The 20,676-nt window shown below is 63.3% G+C and carries 13 protein-coding genes; all 13 read left to right on the top strand.

Translation table 11 applies throughout. The features are described from left to right. Positions 1-19: 19 nt before the first annotated feature. Positions 20-3,514 carry a DUF6519 domain-containing protein gene (locus NANH_RS0123480; protein WP_027264222.1) on the top strand — a complete coding sequence of 1,165 codons (3,495 nt, stop codon included), beginning with the start codon at positions 20-22 and terminating at the stop codon, positions 3,512-3,514. Positions 3,515-3,530: 16 nt separating this feature from the next. Next, positions 3,531-5,156, top strand: coding sequence for an eCIS core domain-containing protein (locus tag NANH_RS27120; protein ID WP_036050284.1), 1,626 nt, complete (start codon positions 3,531-3,533; stop codon positions 5,154-5,156). Between the two features lies 1 nt (position 5,157). Further along, positions 5,158-9,129, top strand: a complete 3,972-nt coding sequence (locus tag NANH_RS0123470; RefSeq protein ID WP_027264221.1) for an eCIS core domain-containing protein — start codon at positions 5,158-5,160, stop codon at positions 9,127-9,129. An 81-nt stretch (positions 9,130-9,210) separates the two neighbouring features. After that, the gene (locus NANH_RS0123465; RefSeq protein WP_027264220.1) at positions 9,211-10,053 is read left to right on the top strand and encodes an arsenate reductase/protein-tyrosine-phosphatase family protein; all 843 of its coding nucleotides are present in this window, start codon (positions 9,211-9,213) and stop codon (positions 10,051-10,053) included. Positions 10,054-10,063: 10 nt separating this feature from the next. Beyond that, positions 10,064-11,062: an ArsJ-associated glyceraldehyde-3-phosphate dehydrogenase gene (locus NANH_RS0123460; RefSeq protein ID WP_027264219.1), complete on the top strand. Its 999-nt coding sequence runs from the start codon at positions 10,064-10,066 to the stop codon at positions 11,060-11,062. Continuing rightward, entirely contained in the window at positions 11,059-12,324 is a 1,266-nt protein-coding gene (arsJ, locus tag NANH_RS0123455; RefSeq protein WP_027264218.1) for an organoarsenical effux MFS transporter ArsJ, read from the top strand. The genes NANH_RS0123460 and arsJ overlap by 4 nt, the downstream gene beginning before the upstream one ends. A 259-nt stretch (positions 12,325-12,583) precedes the next feature. Then, positions 12,584-13,591: an ABC transporter ATP-binding protein gene (locus tag NANH_RS0123450; protein WP_027264217.1), complete on the top strand. Its 1,008-nt coding sequence runs from the start codon at positions 12,584-12,586 to the stop codon at positions 13,589-13,591. Beyond that, on the top strand, positions 13,588-14,682 hold the full coding sequence (locus NANH_RS27115; protein WP_051372588.1) for an ABC transporter ATP-binding protein: 1,095 nt from the start codon (positions 13,588-13,590) through the stop codon (positions 14,680-14,682). The genes NANH_RS0123450 and NANH_RS27115 overlap by 4 nt, the downstream gene beginning before the upstream one ends. Beyond that, a complete protein-coding gene (locus NANH_RS0123440; RefSeq protein WP_036050281.1) occupies positions 14,679-16,202 on the top strand; it encodes an ABC transporter substrate-binding protein in 1,524 nt (507 codons plus the stop codon). Before NANH_RS27115 ends, NANH_RS0123440 begins: the two co-directional genes overlap by 4 nt. Before the next feature lie 96 nt (positions 16,203-16,298). Then, positions 16,299-17,243, top strand: coding sequence for an ABC transporter permease (locus NANH_RS0123435; RefSeq protein ID WP_027264215.1), 945 nt, complete (start codon positions 16,299-16,301; stop codon positions 17,241-17,243). A gap of 1 nt (position 17,244) precedes the next feature. Then, positions 17,245-18,111, top strand: a complete 867-nt coding sequence (locus tag NANH_RS0123430) for an ABC transporter permease (RefSeq protein WP_027264214.1) — start codon at positions 17,245-17,247, stop codon at positions 18,109-18,111. A 14-nt stretch (positions 18,112-18,125) separates the two neighbouring features. Continuing rightward, a complete protein-coding gene (locus NANH_RS0123425) occupies positions 18,126-19,916 on the top strand; it encodes a gamma-glutamyltransferase family protein (RefSeq protein ID WP_027264213.1) in 1,791 nt (596 codons plus the stop codon). Next, on the top strand, positions 19,913-20,659 hold the full coding sequence (locus tag NANH_RS0123420) for a DUF1028 domain-containing protein (protein WP_027264212.1): 747 nt from the start codon (positions 19,913-19,915) through the stop codon (positions 20,657-20,659). The genes NANH_RS0123425 and NANH_RS0123420 overlap by 4 nt, the downstream gene beginning before the upstream one ends. The last annotated feature ends 17 nt before the right edge of the window (positions 20,660-20,676 follow it).

Genomic DNA, 20,676 nt, shown 5'->3' with positions numbered 1-20,676 from the left:
ACATGAAGGAGGCATTGCTATGAAGGGCTCAAACTCGCGGTTCAGCCATCGCCCACAACAACGCTATTCCAACACCGCCCACGTTCAGGGCGGCATGGTCACCGACGCCGATCTGACCGAAGCGGGACAGATCCACATGGCGCGCGATGAGGCGCAGAATACCGTGACAGTCGCTTCGGGCACCCCCGTCGACGGCGGCGCGGTCGCGATCACGCCCGAGGGTCCGGCCCTGGCACCGGGCTGGGTCATCGCCGAGGGCAAACAGGGGGACTTGCGGGCCGCGTCTGACACGACACCCGCAGGTGCGCTGGGGCTGTTCGCCGATCAGGCCGACCTGCCGTTGGGTCCGGCGCTGCCGGAAAAACCGGCGCTGCTGTATGCCGATATCTGGGAGCGGCCGGTCTTTGCGATGCAGGATCCCTATCTGGCCGACCCTGGGCTGCACGGGGCGGAAACCACTTATCGTACCCGGACGATGACACAGATCAAATCCGCCCGGTTCGAAGACGAGGACGGGCTGAAATCCCTGCTGGAGCAGTTGACCCAAGGCAAGGGTGCCTTTGCCCGAACCGGATCGGCACTGGCCTCGGTCAAACCCAAGAACACGGAAATCGCGGTCGACGAATGCGACCCCTGCGCCGACCAGATCGATATCGTCCCAACCGTGCCCAATGCGCTGTTCCGCGTCGAGGCGATACGCGTCACGCGCGACGCTGCCGGGCGGCCTGCTTCGGTGCAATTTGCCTGGTCGCACGAAAACGCCGCCGCGATCGAGCACACTGCGGCACTGACGGACGAGACCGCAAGGGATGCCTTTGCCCGCGCCAAATCGGTCTACGAATTTTTCTCGGACGCGACCGAAGCGCAAATCGGCAGATTCGACACCGACCACAAGGCCGAACGCCCGGTGCTGTCGGCAACCCTGGATCCGGTGGCGGATCCGGAGCCCGGCGGAAACGGGGGGGATCCGTTTTCCCACGTGCGCCGCTGGGATGGGGCGGCAACCGTCGATCTGTCCGGGGGGCCGATCAAGAAGGCAATGGGCACGGGCAAGATGACGCTGTCGGGGCAGACCGCCGTTCTGACGCTGGACTCCTTTTCGATGGAGCTGGCCCTCAAGGATGCCGAAATCCTGCCGGGCGATTACTGGCTGGTCGAACTGCGCCGGTTCGCGGCGGAATCAGACCGCATTCGGCTGGTCGGCGGAACCGATAACAAGAACGCACCGCCACAAGGGATACGACACCATTTCTGCGCCCTGTTCACCATCGAGAGCGGCAAGCCCCAGGCCTTGAACGATGCCGATACCCGCAGGCTCAGCTTTCCGCCCCTGACCGATATTCCGGCAACTCACATCAGCTTTGATCCGGAATGCCCTGATTTCTTTGATAATGCTGAAAACGTAGCCGAGGCCCTGAACAGCTTGTGCGATCTGGACGCAAGTCAGGTTGCCTATCACCCCAGCGAAGGATGCGAGCGGTTCGATGGTGTAAAGACCGTCCACGAAGCACTTGAAAAGATGTGTAAAGTACAGGACGACACCGCGATTACACGAGTGTTGCGCCTGATGATGGACTGGGGCGTGATTTGCGGCATCCGCGTGACCCTGCCCAAGCGTTTCTCCACCATGATCGGCTGGACCGGCGGCACCATCCTGAACCGCGCGGGTCAGTTGATCGACGTCAAGGCCGGGAAGTTCGATCTGTCCCAGCTGCCCCCCGAAAACATTCACGGCAAGCTGAACGAGATCATGGAAAAGGAAGGCGAGATTTGCCTGTCCCTGGCGGCGGGCAAGGACGACGCTCTGGAGCTGCACCTGTCGGACCGCAAAACCGCCTTTGGCCCCACCGACCGCACCTATAGGGAAGCGGTCGATGCCTGTATCGCGGGCCGCAAAAAGGTGGATTTCGGCAAGGTCTATCGCCCGCTGAAGCCCGCCGAGGGCAAAATCGTCGAAAGCGTTCTGAATGTCTGGGCCAACCGCAAGTCGCTGGAAGGTGCGGTGCCCCTGTCCGAGCAGGACGCAAAGGTCGCCAAGGCCGTGAACAAGACACTGGTGCAGGAATATGCCGCCCAAGCGACGCCGGAACGTGCAGACGAAATTCAAAAGCTGATCGCACTCGCCGAGGCCGAGATGAACCCGGATGACCTGCGCGGCGCGGCGCGTGACCGCCGTCGGATGCAGCTTGAGGCGACCAAGATCGGTATTCTCGCCAATGCCGAGGAAGAGGACCGCAGCGAATGCGAATGCCTGCACCTGCTGCCGCCCTGCCCGCCAGATGCCGGGAAAGCCCCGTATCTTGTGCCGGTCGGCTGTCTCAAGATGGACCCGGGCGGGAACAACCGACCCGGTGCCATCGCAGAGCTATGTGCGCTCTGTTGCCGCAAGCAGGCGCTGACCTGGCGCGCCCATCGCTACTTTTTCGGCTCGCAGATCGACAATCTGTTCGCCAAGAACCAGGACCGTTGCTGTTCTGTGCCCGACAAGCCAAATGTCGATATCGGCCCATGGCTGGACAAGTGGGACGACCTTTTGTTCAAACCGATCCCTCGACCCAAACCCGTCCCCGAACCCGATCCGCTGTGGCCGCCCAAATACCGTCCGGACGTGCTGTACGATCCGTCCGGCCCGCTGGTTTATCAGCCCGATCTGTCGGGCAAGGTGGTGAACGTGAAACCCGATGTAACGCGCCTGCCCCCCGCGACGGCCAACGAAATTCTGACCGGCAACGGGTTTGACGTCAGCAAGGATGTCATCGATCTGGACGATGTCGGCAATCCGCTGGTCAAGATCGCCGAACTGGGCGGCGCGAGCGGCGAGGTGCTGGGCAAACGTGCGCCCGAGCCGGGTGACAAGGTGGTCATGATGACCAGCGGCGGCAAGGTTGTCGATTTTGTGGTGATCCAAAAGGGCTCGGGAAAGCTGCCCTACGAAACCGACGCCCAGACCGAACTGCGGGTGGAAAAGGTGATTTCCAAAATCGACCTGCCCGGCAGGGACGGCAAGGCCGGGATCGACACGGACGGCGGTGCCGGGGTCGAACGCCCGACCTTGCCCACCGCCGAGCTGGATGCTTTTGCCAAGCGACTGGACGAACTGGTCGTGATGAAATCCGAAACCGAGACCGAAGTGATCCGCCTGACCGAGGACCGCAACAAACTGGCTGCCGAACTGGGAACCCTGCAGGCAGGGCTGCGCAAAAGCATGGAGGATCTGGACCAGATCGAAAGCCGCCGGGCCGAAAGCGAACGCACCATCGCCGATGCCAGAACCGAACTGGAGTCGATGCGCAAGGCACAGGGCGAACTTGTCGTCAGCCTGCGCAATGAACAACCGGTGGATGTTCTGCTGGCAGACAATCCCGACGCCGCCAAGCTGTTGCGCAGCAAAGGCATCCTGACCGTGGCGGACATTCAGAAGAACCCCACCACGGGCCTGACGGCAATTCTGCGGCGCGCCGGTATGAGTGGAACTGAAATCAAAGGGTTGGCCACCGAATTCATCAAACGCTGAACGGAAAGGACGCAACATGGCCCTGAAACGCAAGATCCGCCGCAAGATCCGCCGCAAAGCCCCGGCCGTCCGCCGCCCTGCCGCTGCCGGGTCTGGCGGACAACAGTCCGGGCTGATGGTTGGGGGCGCTCACGATCCGGCGGAAAAGGCCGCCGATCGCATGGCTGCACAGGTGCTGTCAGGTGGCAGCCCCGCGATGTCGGCCGCATCGGCGGGCGGTGGCGGTGCGCTACACCGCAAATGCGCCGGTTGCGAGGCCGAGGACAAAGGCGACAAGGCGCAGCGATCGGCCCAGACCGGCCCGACCATCGCACCGGGGGCTGGGTCTGCACCCGCGCCGCGCTCTGCCGCACGCGCGGTGAACGACATGGGCACGGGCCGCCCCCTCGGGGCAGCGGAACGCGGATTTTTTGAACCGCGCTTTGGTCAGGATCTGGGCGATGTGCGGATCCACGAAGGTCCGGCGGCCAACCGGGCCACGGCGGCGCTGGATGCGCGCGCCTTTGCGCACGGGGCTGATGTGGCCTTTGGGCCGGGGCAGAAATCACACGCAACCATGGCCCATGAACTTGCGCATGTGGTGCAGGACAATGGCCGCGCCAGTCGCAAGCTGCGCCGCCTCGGCGATCTGTCCAAATTGCCCGGCAGCATGGCCTGCCCCGTGGCCAGCAGTGGGGTCGCCGGTCATCATGTCGAGGACATCATGTTCCCGGTCGGTGGGTCGACCCTGACTGCACCCGCGCGCGCCCGGCTCTCCGGCGTGGCCGCCGGGTTCCATGCGCTCGGGACCAGCCCCAACCTGCGGGTCGACGGATTCGCCAGCACGGATGGCCCGGACGAAACCAACTGGACCCTGTCGTGCAGCCGCGCCACCGCCGTGCGCAACGAACTGGCCGCGCCATCGGACGGCACGCCCGGCATCACTCCGGCCAACCTGACCACATCGGCCCATGGCGAAACCAGCGAATTTTCACCCAACCGGGTGCTGAACCGGCGCGCCACGGTGCGTTCGGATCAGGTCTTTGCGCCCAGCTCCTGCGGGTCGGGCAATCTGGTGTCACAGGCCACGGCCTCGATCCAACCGGTGGCCATAGCCAATGACGACGGCAGCTCGCCCACCACGGTGCCCAACCTGCAAGAAGTCGCAGACATCTGGGGCCGCTGCTGCATCGATGTAACGATCAACGCGACCCAGACCATCAACGGCACCCGCTTTCGCGAGATCGAAGATGCGGGGTCAGGGGCCGCACCGACTGCGGAACAGAACGATCTGTTCGCCCTGACCGGCGAAAGCGCAGCGGTCGAGGTGTTCTTTGTCGACACCATCCGCCGGGGCACCGACGCAGGCACCCATGTGGCCGGAGGCGGAACCACCAAGAATTCCAGTTCGGCAAACGCCAAGATCTTTGTGGTACGCGGTGTTTTGCCATCCATCGTGGCGCATGAGTTGGGCCATGCGTTCAACGTGCACCACGGTCTGGGCGTGCGGGCCGACGGCACCAGCACCGTCGCTCGGCCCACAGGAGCGCATAACCGCGCCGCCGCGCAGAACGTGTCGGATGCGATCTGCACCAACGCGCGCGCCAATGCCAACGTGACCGGCGGCGGTGGCACCGGGGCCTGCTGCCGGGATCTGAGCTGAGATGTCCGAGGGGCACAAGATAAAGCTGCCCGCCAAGGCGCAATCCCGTCCCCGCCCGGCCCCCGCGATCCTGAAACCCCGCCAGCATCACGGGGCTGCGATCCTGCAACCGGCGCTGCGGGTCGGGGCGGTCAACGATCCGGCCGAACATGAGGCCGAGGCGATGGCCTCACGGGTCGTCGCCTCGTCCGCCCCGGCCATGGATACGCCCGATGCCCCTCGCGCACAGGGATCGGCGGCATTGCCGCTGCGGCGTGGGGTCGACGATCAGCCCAACCTGGACGAGCTCAAGACTCCCGACCTGCCTGCCGCGCAGGCGGATGTGACGGTCGCCAGCTCCGAGGATGTGGACACCACCGGGCTGGATGGCGACGACACAAGCGAGCTGGACAGCGGCCAGCCCCAGGACACCGCGGGCGAAGCGCCAGCCCCCGACACGCCCCCCATCGAGGACGCACCGCCCCCGGTGCTCGAACGCAGCGAGACCGACGCCGTTGTGGGCCGGGGCGGCGGGACCGCGCCACGGGATGTGGCCAATCTGGTCGCCAGTCCGGGGCCGGGCCGCCCTCTTCCGCGCGCGGTGCGCCAGCGGATCGAACCGCATTTCGGCACCTCGTTCCGCCATGTGCGCCTGCATGATGCCCCTGCCGACCGGCGCGCCGCCGCCCGCATCGGAGCGCGCGCCTTTACCCACGGCAACCGGATCTGGCTTGGCGAAGGCGAAAGCGAAACCAACACCCGCCTGATGGCGCATGAGTTGACCCATGTCGTGCAGCAGACACGCGGCTCGGATGCGCTGCCGCTGGCGCGCGAACCGGTGATCCGGCGCGGCTATTTCGCCAACAAGGCCGAAAGCATCGCGCGCCATGTCCCCGGCTATACCCTGATCACAGTGCTGATCGGACGCACCCTGATCAGCGGCAAGAAAGTGTCGATGACGGCCGAAAACCTGCTGGGCGGGTTTATGGGGCTGATCCCCGGCGGCACCCTGATTTTCGATCGGCTGAAAGAGGCCAAGGTGATCCAGGAGGCGTTTGGCTGGGTCAAGGACAAGCTCGGCGAGCTGAATCTGACATGGACCCGTATCAAAAGCGATCTGTCCGACGCCCTGGATACGCTGAACCCGTTCAAAGCGGCCCGCAACGTCAAGCGGATGGTGGTCAATCTGGTGCGCGACATCGTCCGGTTCGTCAAGGCGATCGCCAAAAAGCTGCTGGAACTGATCGTGCGCGGCGCACTCAAACTGGCCGGAAACCGGGCCGAAGATGTCTGGCGCATCCTGCAAAAGGCCGGGCAGGTCATCGGCACGATCCTTGAAGACCCGCTGGGCTTTGTGAAGAACCTGATCAAGGCGGTGGTCGGAGGCTTCAAGCAGTTTGGGCGCAACATCCTGGAGCATCTCAAAAAGGGCCTGCTGGGCTGGCTGTTCGGGTCGCTGGACGGGGCCGGCATCACGCTGCCCACCAAGCTGGACTTCAAGGGATTGATTAGCTTGGCCCTGCAACTGATTGGCGTATCTTATGCAAAGTTCCGCAAGATGCTGGTCAAACGGCTGGGGGCCAAGGGCGAAAAGATGGTCAGCATGATGGAGAAATCCGTCGAGGTCGTGAAGACGCTGCTGAAAGAGGGATTTGTCGGCATCTGGCAGAAACTGCTGGGCATGATCGACAATTTCAAACAGACCCTGATCGGCGGCATGAGCAGCATGGTCAATTCCTCGCTGGTACAGGCCGGGATCGCCTGGCTGGCCAGCCTGACAAATCCGGTCGGGGCCATCGTCAAGATCGTCTATTCGATCTATCAGATGATCGTGACCTTTATCGAACGGTTCGACCAGATCAAAGAGGTGGCCAAGTCGATCTTTGACTCGGTCGGAGCCATCGCCCGCGGCCAGGTCGCCAAGGCGGCCAATTTCATCGAAGACACGATCGGGCGCAGCGTTCCGCTGGTCATCGCCTTTGTCGCGGCCTTGGTGCCGATCAGCGGCATCACCAAAAAGATTCGCACCGTAATCGACAAGCTGCGCAAGCCGGTGGACAAGGCAATGGGCAAGATGCTGACCTTCATGGTGAAAAAGGCCAAGAAACTGTTCTCGAAACTGATTGGAAAGGTCAACGGCAAGCGCAAGTTTCCGTCTGCCAACTTCAAGATCGGCGCCAAGCAACACCGCATTTTTGCACAGAAAAAAGGCAAGAAGCTGGAGGCGATGATCGCGTCCGCAACCCCCCAGAAAGTGCAGGATGTGGAGCTGGCCCACAAGACCGAGATCAAAAAGATCAAAGGGGCCGAAGGTCCCGCCGTCCAGACCGCGCTTGCGATCGCCAAGGCGGTTCAGAAACAGACCGAAGAGGCGGACGACGAGGTCGGTGCCGAGGCCAAGAAGGTCAAACCGGACAACGAAAAGGTCAACCAGCTCAAGCGGCTCAAGGCATTGGAAGCCGAAATCATCGAGGCCGCCAAGGAGCTTGAGGCCGCTGGCAAGGCGACCGATACCAACCCGATGATTTCCAGCCAGACCGAAGTCGCCCTGTTCCGCGCGGCCGAACCCCGTCTGATGGAGTTCGAAGGTACATCGGACACCCATGGCGGGCTGATGAAGCGCGCCAAGGAAAAATACTCAAGCCTGATCCCCGACCCGGTTTCCTCGTTTTACGAGATGGATCACACGATCGAAAAACGCTTTGCCAAGGTGGTGCTGGAAAACCTGCCGCTGATTGATCCGGCCAAGGCCAGCCAGCGCAAGGGCGAAGACGTGCAGGAGGGCAAGCATCGGGCAGACCGTGCCGGGGCCTTTAACGCGCAGTTGGCGGCGGATCAGGCCAAGGGTCAGCGCAAGGGCGAGCGCGCCGCCGGTGCATCGGCGGCACTCCAGGGCGGCGAAGCCCCGCCGCTGGGGCAGATCGGTACGGGCGAATTCAAGAAAATCCCCGACACCGCCCCCGCGTTTCCGGCGCTGGCGATGTACCGGCACAACCACGTCAAGGACAAGGGCCTGAAGAGCCAGGCCAGCATCATCGAGCAGGCCCGCACCAAACCCGACCCCCATGCCCATGTCAAATCCTCGCTCAAGGCGCAGATGAACCTGGAAATCAAGGAGATGAAGGCGAAAATGGCCGCCGATACCTCGGCCACCCCGAAGCTGAAGAAACAGGTCAATGCCGGGCTGGAAAAGGCCAAGGCGGAAAATACCCGCATCTTCGGGCTGGAAGAGACCCGCGCGCGCAAGGTCAAGGCCGAGGAAAAGAAGGATCGTGCGTTCGAGCAAAGCGCGTCGGTTCTGGGGTTCGAGGGCGGCAAGGGCGCGCCTAATTTCCTGCAGATCGAGGGCGTGGGGGCAGAGTATGGCAGCCTGCCAGGCGGCGAACATCTGGAACGCGATCACATCGTCGACAAGGCCTATCCCAAGAACGCGGCCACCCTGCCTCTGCTCGGCAAAAGAGACAAAACATTGCTGAAAGCGGCGGTCACCGCCCGCACGGATGCAGAAAAAGCCCCGCTCTCCGCCAAACAATCCGCCCGTCTGGACGCGGTGAAATCGGCCCGCCTGTTCCCACCATCATCTGGCATCGCGCGCTATACCGATGCCAATGGCTATGCGATCCCGCTGTACAAACCGTTGGCGCGCCGGGTGACCAGCAAGACCGGCTCGGCCATCGATTCCGCCGCTTTGGCCGCCAAGGCGACATTTTCCGATGCTGCCGCATTGGCGGATTACGTGATGGATGGTTCTGAAACCAAACTGGACGGGGTTCGGTCGGGCAAATCGCGCCAGGTCGCCGAGGTGTTGCGCGCCCGCGCATTGGCCCATGCATCGCATGTGGCCGAGGCTTATTCTCAGGAATTACGCACGATTCCCGCCAAACAGGAACCGGCGGCGCAAAAGCTGGCAAAGGCCCATATGACCCGCATTGCCGGGCAGGTTTCGCAATCCCTGGCCAAAGCCCGGACCAGGACAGACGCGCTGTTCACCTGATCTGGATACCGGGGCGGCCTTGCCGGCCGGTCGGCATTTTTCCAATTGACGCGGATCATATATTTCCATATTTCCCGAAATATGGAAAACTCACTCGCAGATCGACTCGCGGTCCTTGGCCACCCGCAGCGGCTGGCGGTTTTTCGATTGCTCATCCGGCGCTATCCGGACCAGGTGGCCGCCGGGGACATCGCAACCGCGCTGGACCTTCGGCCCAGTACCCTGTCCTCATATCTTGCCGCGCTGTTGCAGGCCGGACTGATCGAACAAACCCGCGAGTCGACCTGGCTGCGGTATTCGATCAACGTCCAGGACGTCAGAAAAACCTTCGACGCCCTGTTCCTGGACTGCTGCCGGGGGCGTCCCCAACTGTGTTCACCACTCGCTTTCACCCCGAAACAAAGCCCTGCCAACATGACCGATTCAAAATTCAACGTCCTTTTCATCTGCACCGGCAACTCGGCCCGGTCCATCTTTGCCGAGTCCATCCTTCGTGCGCATGCGGGTGATCGGTTCAATGCCTATTCCGCGGGCACCCGACCCTATTCCGTACTGAACGATGTTGCGCTGGAGGTGCTGCGCTCCAAAGGGCATGACGTGTCGCCTCTGCGTGCAAAGAACCTCGATCAGTTCAGGGGCCCGGACGCTCCGCAGTTCGATTTTGTGTTCACGGTCTGCGATCAGGCCGCAAACGAGGATTGCCCGGCCTGGGAAGGACAGCCGATCAGCGCCCATTGGGGAATGCCGGACCCTGTCAAGGCCGGCGGCACGGATGCACAGAAAAGTCTCGCGTTTCAACAGGCTTACGGCATCCTGAAAAACCGGATTGCGGCGTTCTCGGCGCTGCCGCTGCGCGAACTGGACCGTATTTCGCTGCAACGCGCCATAGACGACATCGCCCGAACACCCGAAACCGCAAAATAATGAGATCATCATGACCACATTTGCAATCAACGGCCTGGGCCGAATGGGCAAGCTGGCTCTCAGGCCCTTGCTGGACAGCGGCACCGATATTGCCTGGCTGAACGATGCCGTTGGCACCCCCGCGATGCACGCGCATCTTTTTGAGTTTGACAGCGTTCACGGCCGCTGGAACGCCGAATTCAGCGCCGATGAAACCTCGGTCACCATTGATGGCCGCCGGTTGGCGGTCCACAGCGCCGGCAAGCTGACGGATCTGCCCTTGGCGGGTGTGGATGTGGTGATCGACTGCACCGGGGCGTTCAAGACCAAAGCCGCGCTGGCTCCCTATTTCGCCGCCGGGGTCAAAAAGGTGGTGGTATCGGCCCCGGTCAAGGATGACGATGCGGCCAATATCGTCATCGGCGTCAACGATGACGTCTATGATCCGGCCCGACACCGCATCGTCACGGCGGCCAGCTGCACCACCAACTGCCTGGCCCCGGTGGTCAAGGTGCTGCACGACTCGCTGGGTATCCGCCATGGCAGCATGACCACGATCCATGACGTGACCAACACCCAGACAATCGTCGACCGCCCGGCCAAGGATCTGCGCCGCGCACGTTCGGCGCTGAATTCGCTGATCCCCACCACCACCGGCAGCGCCACCGCGATCACCCTGATCTATCCTGAACTGGCCGGCAAATTGAACGGCCACGCCGTGCGGGTGCCGCTGCTGAACGCCTCGCTGACCGATTGCGTGTTCGAAGTCGCCCGCGAAACCACCGTCAAAGAGGTCAACGCCCTGTTTCAGACCGCGTCGCAGGGTCCGCTGAAAGGCATTCTGGGGTATGAAGAACGCCCGCTGGTGTCGGCGGATTACACCAATGACACCCGCAGTTCCATCATCGACGCGCTTTCGACCATGGTGGTCAATGGCACCCAGGTGAAGGTGTTCGCCTGGTATGACAACGAAATGGGCTATGCTCACCGGCTGGTCGATGTGGCCCGGATGGTGGCCGCGTCGTTGTGACCCGGCAACAGGGGCTGCCAGCCTATATCGCGGTGACGGCGGCCTATTGGGCCTTCATGCTGACCGACGGCGCGCTGCGGATGCTGGTGCTGCTGCATTTTCACACACTGGGCTTCAGCGCCGTACAGCTGGCCTGGCTGTTTGTGCTCTACGAGCTTGCCGGGATGGCGACCAATCTGTCGGCGGGCTGGATCGCGGCGCGGTTCGGGCTGACCTTCACGCTCTATGCCGGGCTCGGATTGCAGATCATCGCCCTGTTGGCGCTGTCGCAACTTGATCCGGCCTGGACCATCGGTCTGTCGGTTGCCTATGTGATGGCGGTTCAGGGACTGTCGGGCGTTGCCAAGGATCTGGCCAAGATGTCGGCGAAATCGACCGTCAAGCTGCTGGCCCCGACCAAAGGCGACGGGCTGTTTCGCTGGGTTGCGGTGCTGACCGGGTCGAAAAACGCGGTCAAGGGGCTGGGCTTTCTGCTGGGCGCGGCCCTGCTGGCCACGGTCGGGTTCCACTTGTCCGTGCTGGCCATGGCCGTGGTGTTGTCCGTCATCCTGGGGGCCATCCTGATCGCCATGCCTGCCGGCTTGCCGCGTGGGCGCAAAGGAGTGAAATTCTCTGAAGTGTTTTCGAAATCCGCCAATGTAAACTGGCTGTCGGCGGCCCGCCTGTTTCTGTTTGCCGCACGGGATGTGTGGTTTGTCGTCGGCATTCCGATCTATTTCTACGCCGTGCTGTCAGATGGCAGCGCCGCGGGCAATCGCGCGGCGTTCTTCCTGATCGGCGGCTTCATGGCGGTCTGGATCATTCTTTACGGTGCGGTCCAGGCCGCAGCCCCGCGTCTGTTGCACGCCGCAGATCGCCCCGAGTCCGAGTTGATCGGCTCGGCCCGTACCTGGGCCACGGTGCTGGCTTTGGTGCCCGCAGCGTTGGCATTGGCGGCGCTGGTTGCAGGTCAGCCCGCGCCGTGGCTCACCGTTACGCTGATCGTCGGGCTGCTGGTCTTTGGCGGGGTGTTCGCAATAAATTCCGCATTGCATTCCTATCTGATCCTCGCCTTCAGCCGCCAAGAGCGGGTGACGATGGATGTGGGGTTCTACTATATGGCCAACGCTGCGGGCCGGTTGACAGGTACGGTACTGTCGGGCCTGACGTATCAGCTGGGCGGGCTTGCCGCCTGCCTGGGCACTGCGGCGGTACTGGTGGCCCTGTCGGCACTGGCTGCGGGACGGCTGCACCCCCAGGAAACGCCGGGCTCCGCGGCATGAGCGTTTTAGAACGCGCCGTGACCGTGGCCGGCGGTCTGTGCACCGGGTCCGGCCCTGTTCAGAGCCGTGCCCCAATATGGCGCACAGCCACCCGGCGGGGATCCTGGCGATAATCCGAATGTAATAAATGATATATATCAAATAATTACTATAATATATTAAAGTAAAATAACAGCCATCCCCGCCTCGGGAAAAAGCGTCTTGACAGCCGCGCCGAACCATTTCTTAATTGGTTCACGCTGTGGGAGACCCGAGTCACATGAGCCAAAACCCATCGTCCGCCGATGCCCCCCTGTTGCAAATCCGGGACTTCAGTCTGCGGTTTCGCGGTCACGGTGCGTCGGTCGTGTCCAGGGTCGATTTGACGATCAGCGCCGGCGAGACCCTGTGTATCGTCGGTGAATCCGGTTGTGGCAAAAGCGTGACCTCGATGGCGATCATGGGCCTGCTGCCCAAGGGGGCCGCGCAGATCGAATCCGGCCAGATGCAATTTGACGGGCGCGAGTATGACTTGCGGCGCGAGGTACTGCCGACCTCCGCCCGCGGACGCCGGATGGCGATGATTTTCCAAGAGCCGATGACCTCGCTGAACCCGGCGTTCCGCATTGGCGATCAGATCGCCGAGGCGATGCTGTGCCATACCGATATTCCCCGGTCCGAAGCGACAGAGCGTGCCGCGCAGATGCTGCGGCGCGTCGGTATCCCCGCCCCCGAAGCGCGGCTGCGGGAATATCCGCATCAACTGTCCGGCGGCATGCGCCAGCGGGTGATGATCGCGATGGCGCTGATCAACAACCCGGCGTTGTTGATCGCGGATGAACCGACAACCGCACTTGACGTCACCATTCAGGCGCAGATCCTCGATTTGATCCGAGACCTGCAGAACCAGTCGCGCATGGGCACGATCATGATCACCCACGATCTGGGCGTGGTGGCCGAAATCGCCACCACCGTGGCGGTGATGTATGGCGGCCAGATCGTCGAGACCGGCCCGGTGGGACAGATCTTTGACGATCCCCAGCATCCCTATACCATCGGTCTGATGGCCTCGATGCCGGCGCTGACCGGGCCGCGCGGGCAGCTGGCGACGGTGCCCGGCACCGTGCCGGGGATTGACGCGATGCCAACGGGATGCCGGTTCCGCACCCGGTGTCCTTTTGCCGCCGAGATTTGTGCGCGCACCCCGCCAATGCGCGACCTTGGTGCAGGGCACGGGGCGGCCTGTCATTTTGTTCCGCTGGATCAGTGCCTGGCGGTCAGCGCATGAGCGATCTGATCCTTGAGGCCAGAAACCTGGTCAAGCATTTCCGCGTCAATGCCGGCTTGTTCAACCCCGGTGACACGGTGCACGCGGTCGACGGCGTTTCGCTGGATATCCGGCGCGGCGAGACCTTTGCCATCGTCGGGGAATCAGGTTGCGGCAAATCCACCCTGGCGCGGCTGATGATGCGGCTGCTGACACCGACCTCGGGCGAAGTGAAATTCGACGGCACCCCGATCAGCACCACGGGCGGAGCGGAGCTGCGCCGCCTGCGGGGCGATCTCCAGTTCATCTTTCAGGATCCGTTTTCCTCGCTGAACCCGCGTCTGACCGTGGGCAAGCTGATCGCCGAACCGCTGGAATTGCACGCGCCCGAACTCGACGGTGCGGGCCGACGCGACCGGGTCGGCGCATTGCTCAGTCAGGTCGGGTTAATGCCCGAACACGCCGATCGGTATCCGCACGAGTTTTCCGGCGGCCAGCGCCAGCGCATCGGCATCGCCCGGGCGCTGGCTTCGGGTCCGAAACTGATCATCGGGGATGAACCGGTGTCGGCACTGGACGTGTCCGTGCAGGCCCAGGTCATCAATCTGCTCAGCGATCTGGGGCGCGATCTGGATCTGACGCTGGTGATCATCGCCCATGACCTGGCCGTGATCCGCCACATGAGCGACCGGGTCGCGGTGATGTACCTGGGCCAGATTGTCGAGACCGGCCCGACAGACGCGGTGTTCGACAGCGCCCGCCATCCGTATACCCAACTGCTGCTGGACTCGATCCCGGTGGCCGAACACGGCAGCCCCTCGCAGGTCGCGCGCAGCGCTGGCGAAACGCCCAGCCCGCTGCATCCGCCGTCCGGATGCAGGTTCCATACCCGCTGTCCCCATGCCCGGGCCCTCTGTCAGGCGGAAAGCCCGGTTCTGGGCGACCAAGCACATGGCGTGGCCTGCCACTTCTGGCGCGAGATCGCCGCCGCCGCGCCCCGTGCGGGTGCCAAATCCCGCACCTTGGCCGCACAAGCGCGGTTCGACCTGTACCGCGCCGCGGCCGATGGCGCCAATATCAGCCATAAAACCAACAAGGAGATCCACCCATGACCCATCTGAAATCCTCTCTTCTGGCCGCCCTGCTGGGTGCCACATCGGTTGGGCTTGCCGCCCCGGCAATGGCCGCCGATCTGCGTATCGCGTTGCAATCGGATGCCGATGTTCTGGACCCGGACCAGTCTCGCACCTTTGTCGGGCGCATCGTCTATACCGCGCTGTGCGACAAACTGGTGGACATAACACCGGATCTGGAGATCATCCCGCAACTGGCCACCGGCTGGTCCTGGTCCGATGACGGCACCGCCCTGACCATGACGCTGCGCGAAGGCGTGGTGTTCCACGATGGCACCCCGTTTGACGCCCAGGCCGTGGCCGACAACATCACCCGCAGCCAGACCATGGAAGCATCCCGCCGCAAGTCCGAACTGAAATCGATTGCCAGCACCGAGGTATTGGGCAGCCACGAGATCAAGCTGAACCTGACCGCACCCGATGCCACCCTGCTGGCGCAGCTGGCGGATCGCGCGGGCATGATGGTATCGCCTACCGCCGCGACCGCGGCAGGGGCCGATTTTGGCCTGAACCCGGTTTGCTCCGGTCCCTTTGCCTTTGGCGAGCGGGTGGCGCAGGACCGCATCGTGCTGAACAAATTCGCCGACTACTGGAACGCCGATCAGATCCATTTCGACAGCGTCACCTATCTGCCGATCCCGGACACCACCGTGCGTCTCGCCAACCTGCAATCTGGCGATATCGACATGCTGGAACGTCTGGCCGCCACCGATCTGGCACAGGCGAAATCGGACGATGGCATACAGGTTGAAAGCGCAATTTCCTTGGGATATCAAGGCATTACATTTAACATTAACAACGGCGAAAAAGGCGATAATCCCTGGGGCAACGACAAACGGCTGCGCCAGGCGCTGAGCTATGCAATCGACCGCGAGGCGATCAACCAGGTGGTGTTTGACGGTGCCTTTGCCGCCGGCAACCAGCCGGTACCGCCGAATTCGCCCTGGTACAACAGCAACCATCCGGTGCCTGCCCGCGATCTGGACAAGGCCAGGGCGTTGCTGGCCGAAGCCGGATATCCCGATGGCATCGATCTTGAGGTTCAGGTGCCCAACACCACCGTTCCCCTGCAGCTGATGCAGGTCGTACAGGCCATGGCCGCCGAGGCCGGGATCAACATCACCATCACTTCAAAGGAATTCGCAACCTTGCTGGCGGACCAGTCGGCGGGCGACTATCAGGCCAGCCAGATCGGCTGGTCGGGCCGGGTCGATCCGGATGGCAACAATCACCAGTTCGTCACCACCAATGGCGGCATCAACGACAGCGAGTATTCCAACGCCGACGTCGACCGCCTGATGAACGCCGCGCGCGCCAGCAATGATATCGCCGAGCGCAAAGCCAGCTATGACGCGGCGCGCGACATCCTGAACGAGGACCTGCCGCGCATGATGATTTATCATCAAACCTGGATCTGGGCGCTGGATGACTCGATCAAGGGCTTTGTGCCCTATCCCGACGGCATGATCCGTCTCGAAGGCATGATGAAAGACGAATGACCCTTGCGGCCCGCGCGCCGGTGCGCGGGCCCACCCCTTTCCAACCCTCCGCCCCGTCCCCGTCCAACCTCCCGACACCGCCCGAAAGTTGGTTTCATGCTGCCCTTCATCCTGCGCCGCATCGTGATTGCGATCCCGACGATCATCCTGATCTCGATGTTCGTCTTTGCCCTGCAAAAGCTGTTGCCCGGCGACCCGATTCTGGCCATGGCCGGCGAAGAGCGCGACCCCGAGGTGCTGGAATTCCTGCGCGAGAAATACCGCCTGAACGATCCGATCCCGGTGCAATATATCACCTGGGTCGGCAATGCGCTGACAGGCGACCTGGGAATTTCGCTGCGCACCAGCCAGCCGGTGATGGAGCTCATCGGCCAGAAACTGCCGGTGACCATACAATTGGCGGTGATGGCGATGTGTTTCGCGCTGCTCATAGGCATCCCGGCGGGCATCCTGTCGGCGGTGAAAAAGGGCACGATCACCGACTACATCGCCAATATCGTGGCGCTGTCGGGCCTGTCGATCCCGAACTTCTGGCTGGGGATCATGCTGATCCTGCTGGTCTCGGTGAAATGGCAGCTGCTGCCGGCCTCGGGCTATGTGCCCCTGTCCGAAGATCCGCTGAAATCCATCACCACGATGATCATGCCAGCCTTTGTGCTGGGCACGGCGCTGGCGGCAACGTTGATGCGCCACACCCGGTCTGCCATGCTTGAGGTGCTGACCGCAGACTATATCCGCACGGCCCGCGCCAAGGGGGTGCTGGAAAAACGCGTGGTGCTGAAACACGCGTTCCGCAATGCGCTGACCCCCATCGTGACGCTGACCGCGCTGCTGTTTGGCGAACTGGTCGCGGGCGCGGTCCTGACCGAACAGATCTTTACCATCCCCGGCTTTGGCAAACTGGTCGTCGATGCGGTGTTCAACCGGGACTACGCCGTGGTGCAGGGCATCGTTCTGGTCACCGCCATCGGATTTATCCTGATGAATCTGCTGGCCGATGTGCTCTACGTCCTGCTGAACCCGCGTCTGAGGGGGCAATAACATGGTCGCGCAACCCGATCCCATCCTTGCCGCCAGGCCCCAGAACCGTGTGTGGAAAAAGTTCCGCGGCCACCGCAGCGCCATGCTGGGCGGTTTTCTGGTCAGCTTTTTCATCCTGATCGCGCTGGCGGCCCCCATCCTGCCGATCCCCGACCCGGCAACGACCGACTGGGGAGCCGTGCGCAAAGCGCCATCCGCGGCACACTGGCTGGGCACCGATGAAATCGGTCGCGACGTTCTGGCCCGGATGATCTGGGGCGCGCAAGCCTCACTTCTGGCGGGCGTCGTGTCGGTGGGCATTGCGCTGATGCTCGGCGTGCCGCTGGGCATTCTGGCCGGGTATTTCGGGGGCTGGACCGACGCCATTATCTCGCGTTGCACCGAAGCATTGCTGGCCGCGCCTTTCCTGATCCTGGCGATTGCGCTGGCGGCCTTTCTGGGACCGTCCCTGACCAATGCGATGATCGCCATCGGTATTTCCGCGATGCCCATCTTTGTGCGCCTGACGCGTGGGCAGGTTCTGAACATCAAGACCGCCGATTACGTGGAATCCGCCCATGCCATCGGCCTGCCAAACTGGCGCATCCTGTCGCGCTATATCTTCCCCAACGTACTGCCGCCGATCCTGGTGCAGGCGACCCTGACCATCGCCACCGCCATCATCGCCGAAGCCTCGCTGTCCTTTCTGGGCCTTGGCCAACAGCCACCCGCACCCAGCTGGGGGTCGATGCTGAACACCGCCAAGAACTTTCTGAACCAAGCCCCCTGGATGGCCATGTGGCCGGGCATTGCGATCTTTCTCGTGGTGCTGGGGTTCAATCTTTTGGGCGACGGGCTGCGCGATGCGCTGGACCCGCGCGAACACTGACCATCGGAGACCCCATGTCAGACTTTACCACCCGACCGGAAATTCGCGGCACCTTTGGCGTCGTGACCTCGACTCACTGGCTGGCCTCTGCAGTGGGCTTTGGCATTCTGGAAAAGGGCGGCAACGCCTTTGACGCCGCCGTCGCCACCGCCTTTGCCCTGCAAATCGTCGAACCGCACCTGAACGGGCCGGCGGGCGACATGCCCGCGATCCTGCATTCGGCGCAAACCGGCGAAACCACCGTGCTCTGCGCCCAGGGTGTCAGCCCGGAGGCGGCCACAATCGAGGCCTTTACCGATCAGGGGCTGACGCTGGTGCCCGGTTCGGGCCTGCTGGCAACCGTCGTGCCCGGGGCGTTCGATGGCTGGTTGCTGATGCTGCGCGATCACGGCACCATGGGGTTGCGCGAGGTGCTGCAACCGGCAATCGATTATGCCCGCGACGGCCACCCGATCCTGCCGCGCGTGGCCGCCACCATCGAGGATCTGCGTGGGTTCTTTGAGGCCGAATGGCCCACGTCCGCCGCCGTCTGGACTCCCGGCGGACAGTCCCCGGCCCCCAACGCGCTGTTCAAAAACCCCGACCTTGCCGCAACCTATGACCGGCTGGCCACGGTGGCTGACACCGCCGACGGCGACCGCGCCGCCCGGATCGACGCCGCCCGGGACGAATGGCGCACCGGCTTTGTGGCACAGGCGATTTTCGACTATCTCAAGGACGCCCATGTGATGGATGTCTCCGAGAAAAAGCACGGCGCCCTGCTTGCCCCTGCCGACATGGCCAACTGGCGCGCGAGCTACGAGCAAACCCTGACGCTGGACTACCACGGCTGGACTGTCCACAAGACCCAGGCCTGGAGCCAGGGACCGGTGTTGCTGCAAGCGCTTTCGATCCTGAAAAATTTCGACCTTGCGGCGATGGACCCCAACGGCGCCGAATTTGTGCATGTGGTCACCGAGGCGATGAAACTGGCCTATGCCGACCGCGAAGCCTATTACGGCGATCCGGATTTCAGCGAGATCCCGATGGATCGCCTGCTCTCCGATGACTATGGCGCGGAAAGGGCCAAATTGATCGGTGCCTCGGCGTCGATGGATCAACGTCCGGGCCGGGTGCCGGGATTCGAGCATCTGGCCGACGCCTATCTGGCCCGTTCGGTTCAGGATTTCGGCGTCGCGGGGGTGGCCGCACAGGAACCCACCATGGCACATCTCACCGAGAAACGCGGCGATACCGTGCATCTGGACGTGATCGACCGCTGGGGCAACATGGTGGCGGCGACGCCCTCGGGCGGCTGGCTGCAAAGCAGCCCGGTCATTCCCGGCCTTGGCTTTCCGCTGAATTCGCGCGCGCAGATGTTCTGGCTGACCGACGGCTTGCCGACCTCGATGGGTCCGAAACGACGGCCACGCACCACGCTGACACCGTCCTTTGCCGAAAAGGACGGCGCGCGGCTGGCCTTTGGCACGCCGGGCGGCGACCAACAGGACCAATGGCAACTGATCTGGTTCCTGCGCTTCGTGCATCATGGGCTGGGTCTGCAACAGGGCATGGATGCGCCGCTGTTTCACACCATGCATTTCCAGGGCTCGTTCTTTCCGCGCGAGGTGAAACCCGGCGAGATGATGCTGGAACCGGCCTTCGGCGAGACGGTGATCGCCGATCTGCGCAACCGGGGCCATATCGTCACCGTGTCCGATCCCTGGGCGGTGGGCCGTCTGACCGCTGCGATGCGCGAAGCCAACGGGATTCTGCGCGCCGCAGCCACGCCGCGCCTGATGCAGGCCTATGCGGTGGGCAGATGACCTGGTCCATCATTGCCCGCGATCCGGCTGACGGAGCCATCGGCATCGCCGTAGCCAGCCGGTTCTTTGCCTGCGGTGCGGCGGTGCCCTATGTCGGGCGGCGCTCTGCTGTGGCCAGCCAGGCGTTTTGCAACCCGGTCTGGGGCACCGAAGGGCGCAACCGGCTAGAGGCCGGCGAAGAGGCCCGGACAGTCCTGGACGACCTGGTTGCGCGTGACGCGGGGCAAGCCATTCGTCAATGCCACATGATGGATGCATCGGGCCGGTTCGCCGCCCACACCGGCAGCGGCTGCACCGATTGGGCCGGGCACCTGATCGGCGACGGGTTCTGCGTCGCTGGCAACATGCTGACCGGATCGGAGGTGATAGAGGCCACCGCCGCCGCCTTTGCGGCACATTCCGAGCTGCCCTTTGCCCACCGCTTGCTGGCCGCCATGCACGCAGGCGAGGACGCGGGCGGCGACAAGCGCGGCAAGCAAGCCGCCGGTCTGACCATCCATCGCGGTCAGGCGCATCCCTGGCTCGACCTGCGGGCGGATGACCACGGCGACCCCTTGACAGAACTGGATCGTCTGCTCGACGTGGCAGGCGAGCGATACCTGTTCGTGGCGGATGAAATGCCCACAGCCGAGCGGTTTTCGGGCCTGCCGACCCGCACGGAACTGGACACCCGTATTGACTCTGAACAAAAACGGCGGCAGCAGGCCGGACAAGCCAGCCGTTCGCTGGCCTCCGACCCCTGATCCAACGGACTGGAGCC

This window comes from Sedimentitalea nanhaiensis DSM 24252 (assembly GCF_000473225.1).
Classification (GTDB): domain Bacteria; phylum Pseudomonadota; class Alphaproteobacteria; order Rhodobacterales; family Rhodobacteraceae; genus Sedimentitalea; species Sedimentitalea nanhaiensis.
The sequence above is the reverse complement of the archived record's forward strand: the minus strand, read 5'-3'. Positions and strand labels throughout refer to the sequence as shown.

Bases quoted from the DNA above. Each gene is read 5' to 3' on its own strand.
- NANH_RS0123480 (WP_027264222.1), top strand. From the start codon at position 20: ATGAAGGGCTCAAACTCGCGGTTCAGCCATCGCCCACAACAACGCTAT.
- NANH_RS27120 (WP_036050284.1), top strand. From the start codon at position 3,531: ATGGCCCTGAAACGCAAGATCCGCCGCAAGATCCGCCGCAAAGCCCCG.
- NANH_RS0123470 (WP_027264221.1), top strand. From the start codon at position 5,158: ATGTCCGAGGGGCACAAGATAAAGCTGCCCGCCAAGGCGCAATCCCGT.
- NANH_RS0123465 (WP_027264220.1), top strand. From the start codon at position 9,211: ATGGAAAACTCACTCGCAGATCGACTCGCGGTCCTTGGCCACCCGCAG.
- NANH_RS0123460 (WP_027264219.1), top strand. From the start codon at position 10,064: ATGACCACATTTGCAATCAACGGCCTGGGCCGAATGGGCAAGCTGGCT.
- NANH_RS0123450 (WP_027264217.1), top strand. From the start codon at position 12,584: ATGAGCCAAAACCCATCGTCCGCCGATGCCCCCCTGTTGCAAATCCGG.
- NANH_RS27115 (WP_051372588.1), top strand. From the start codon at position 13,588: ATGAGCGATCTGATCCTTGAGGCCAGAAACCTGGTCAAGCATTTCCGC.
- NANH_RS0123440 (WP_036050281.1), top strand. From the start codon at position 14,679: ATGACCCATCTGAAATCCTCTCTTCTGGCCGCCCTGCTGGGTGCCACA.
- NANH_RS0123435 (WP_027264215.1), top strand. From the start codon at position 16,299: ATGCTGCCCTTCATCCTGCGCCGCATCGTGATTGCGATCCCGACGATC.
- NANH_RS0123430 (WP_027264214.1), top strand. From the start codon at position 17,245: ATGGTCGCGCAACCCGATCCCATCCTTGCCGCCAGGCCCCAGAACCGT.
- NANH_RS0123425 (WP_027264213.1), top strand. From the start codon at position 18,126: ATGTCAGACTTTACCACCCGACCGGAAATTCGCGGCACCTTTGGCGTC.
- NANH_RS0123420 (WP_027264212.1), top strand. From the start codon at position 19,913: ATGACCTGGTCCATCATTGCCCGCGATCCGGCTGACGGAGCCATCGGC.